We start from the raw sequence: 3,358 nt of genomic DNA, 5'->3' as shown, positions 1-3,358 counted from the left end.
ATCATTTCTGGGAAGTTTGAAAAAACAAATTTTTCTGTTAAAATTTAGTTTTACTATGGTAGCATTATTGCGCGTAAATTATTAGACATAATTTGATTAAGATTCACATATAGGTATTTAATTAAAAGGGAATTCCGCGCTTAATTATTGAATGTGGCCTTCTTGTCATAATTTCTACATATTCTTATCAAATTGTGAAATAATATTTGTTTTGTTCTAAATTAGACATTAACATATTTGTTTTTTATTATTAAATTTCAAGGTAGAGTTCTGTGATTAAACCTTTAAAAAAAGCTGTATTACCTGTCGCTGGCTTAGGAACACGTTTCTTGCCCGCAACAAAATCAATGCCAAAAGAAATGTTGCCTGTTGTTGATCGTCCATTGATTCAATATGCACTGGATGAGGCGCGTGCGGCAGGAATTGAACAGTTTTGTCTGATTACAGGTCGAGGAAAAGATTCTCTAATTGATTATTTTGATGTTGCTTATGAACTTGAGGATACATTGCGACAAAGAGGTAAAAAAGAGTCTCTAGAGGCTCTCCATCCATCTAGTATCGAGGCAGGTTCTTTAACCGCTTTGCGTCAGCAGTCCCCATTAGGGTTGGGGCATGCAATATGGTGTGCTCGTACATTTGTTGGCGATGATCCATTTGCCATTTTATTACCGGATGATTTGATTATGGCAGCGCCAGGATGTTTGGCACAAATGGTTGAAGTTTATAATGAATATGGTGGAAACGTTGTCGCTGTTACCGAGGTTCCTCGTGAAAAGACATCCAGTTACGGTATTGTGGATATTGAAAAGGATGATGGAAAACTGGTCACGATTTCCGGGGTTGTAGAAAAGCCGGAGCCTGAACAGGCTCCCTCTAATCTTTCAATTATTGGACGTTATATTTTGTCACCTGAAATTATGAAATATCTTTCTAAAATGGAAAAAGGTGCAGGAAATGAAGTTCAATTGACAGATTCTATGGAAAAATTGATTGGACAAATGCCTTTTCATGGGTTGAGATATAATGGGGTTCGGTATGATTGTGGAAGCAAATCTGGATTTCTAGAAGCTCAGGTTGCCTTTGCTTTGAAACGTCCCGACCTAGCTCCGGCCATGCGTAAGATAATACAGAAATATGCCCATGAAGAGGTTAAATAATGGAACATCAACGTGTAATTAATTCGACAATCCTGCGAGAATATGATATTCGCGGCATTTATGAACAGACTTTTTTTGTCGAGGATGCCTATGCGATCGGACGGTCCTTTGGCAGTTTGGTTGCAAGGAAAAATGGAAAAAAGGTTGTTGTTGGTTATGATGGTCGGGTTAGTTCGCCTGATTTAGAGGCCGCTCTGGTAAATGGATTAAAGAAAAGCGGTTTGGAAGTTGTCCGTATCGGTCGTGGTCCGACCCCAATGCTCTATTTTGCTTCAACAGTTATGCAGGCTGATGGTGCTGTTATGGTTACGGCCAGTCATAATCCCAAAGAATATAATGGGATGAAATTCATGCTGGGTGGCAAACCGTTTTTTGGTAAGCAGATTCAGGATTTAGGGGCACAGGTTGCGGCTGGTGATGTGGTTCCAGAGGGTAATGGTACGGTTCGTAAGGTTGATGTTTCAGAAGATTATATTAATCGGCTTTTGGAAGATTTTGGGGGAACTGAACGGAAATTACGTGTTGTCTGGGATAACAGTAATGGGGCTGCTGGTGATATTCTAACCCGTTTGGTTCAGAAGTTGCCCGGTGAACATATTGTTTTGAATGGAACGATAGACGGCGATTTTCCTGCTCATAGTCCAGACCCTACTGTTCCCAAAAACCTTGTTCAGCTTCAGAAAGAGGTGGCCAATCGCAAGGCTGATATTGGTATTGCGTTTGATGGTGATGCTGATCGTATTGGCGTGATTGATGACAAAGGTAATATCCTTTGGGGTGATCAGCTTATGGTTATTTTTAGTCGTGATATTCTTGCAAGTAATCAAGGGGCAACGATTGTTGCTGATGTTAAAGCAAGCAAAATTCTTTTTGATGAAATTCAAAAAGCGGGTGGAAATCCTTTGATGTGGTGTACTGGACATTCCTTGATCAAGGCCAAAATGGCTGAATCAAAGGCTGTTCTCGGTGGGGAAATGTCTGGTCATATTTTCTTTGCAGATAAATGGTACGGGTTTGACGACGCATTATACGTTGCAGTCAGAACGCTTGATATTGTCGCTCGGTTAAAGGGTCCTTTATCAGAAGTAACAGAGTCTTTACCCAAAGCAATTTCTACTCCTGAAATTCGTTTTGATTGTTCCGATGAGCGTAAATTCACCGTTGTCCGTGAAGTGGCTGAACGGTTAAAGGAAGAGAAGGCCAATGTCGTGACGATTGATGGTGTAAGGGTGAATACAGAAGATGGATGGTGGCTTTTAAGGGCTTCCAACACCCAAGCTGCTTTAGTGGCACGAGCGGAAAGTACATCTGATGAGGGATTGGAGCGATTGAAAAATGCTTTAAAAGCTCAGTTAAAGGCTTCTGGTGTGGAATTTCCAGAAGAATAAATTGAGATTAGAATTTTAACTGGTTTCTATTTTTTTATAAAAAGGATACAGTCTAGCGATTGTATCCTTTTTGTTATCTATCAAATGATATATGCCATGAATGTTCCATTATTATTTAACCGTTCTCTTCTGAAATTGCATCGAGATAGATCTGTTTTATATCATTTTGAAATACAGGATATCTTTCAACAATGTACGGATCGGTTACTGGAACGACTTGACGATATAAATCGTTCCTTTGAATTTGCCTTAGAAATCGGAGGGCGAGGGTATGTTTCTTCCTATTTAAAAAATAGAAAAATAAAGGTGATATCGGCTGATTTGTCGGCAGGTTTGGTCTCAATGAATGTAAATTCGAAAATCTGTATGGATGAAGAATTCTTGCCTTTTAAATCAGGATGCTTTGATCTGGTTATTGCGAATTTTAACTTGCATTGGGTTAATGATTTGCCTGGTACTTTATTACAAATTCGAAGAATTTTGAAGCCTGATGGTCTTTTCCTGGCGGCAATTCCTATACTTCCGACTCTTTCTTTATTACGAACCGTAATGGCTGAAGTTGAAATGGAATATTGTGGTGCTGTTTTGCCGCATATTTCTCCATTACCTGATTTAAGATCATGTGCAAGTTTGATGCAACGGGCTGGTTTTGCCTTACCCACTATTGATAAGGAGGCGATTGAAATTGTTTATCGCTCTTCATTGGCTTTATTTCGGGATCTGCGTTGGGCAGGGGAAACAAATTCCTTGCAAATGCATCAGGCTTATTTTGCAAAAAAAACTTTATTTGCCGAATTTATTGCACGTTTGGAA

3 protein-coding genes are annotated in these 3,358 nt (G+C 39.4%); all 3 read left to right on the top strand.

Translation table 11 applies throughout. The annotated features are described in order from the left end of the window. Positions 1-272 precede the first annotated feature (272 nt). Positions 273-1,157: a UTP--glucose-1-phosphate uridylyltransferase GalU gene (gene galU, locus U0839_RS08575; protein WP_198185439.1), complete on the top strand. Its 885-nt coding sequence runs from the start codon at positions 273-275 to the stop codon at positions 1,155-1,157. Continuing rightward, positions 1,157-2,545, top strand: coding sequence for a phosphoglucomutase/phosphomannomutase PgmG (gene pgmG, locus U0839_RS08570; protein ID WP_110439517.1), 1,389 nt, complete (start codon positions 1,157-1,159; stop codon positions 2,543-2,545). Before galU ends, pgmG begins: the two co-directional genes overlap by 1 nt. A gap of 96 nt (positions 2,546-2,641) precedes the next feature. Then, the coding region (locus U0839_RS08565; RefSeq protein ID WP_413550478.1) for a methyltransferase domain-containing protein at positions 2,642-3,358 on the top strand (717 nt) is incomplete at its 3' end.

Origin of the sequence: Commensalibacter sp. A3DC (assembly GCF_047307945.1) — a bacterium.
In the GTDB taxonomy this organism is placed as follows: Bacteria; Pseudomonadota; Alphaproteobacteria; order Acetobacterales; family Acetobacteraceae; genus Commensalibacter; species Commensalibacter melissae.
Note: the sequence above shows the minus strand (reverse complement) of the source record. Positions and strands in the feature narration are given on the sequence as shown.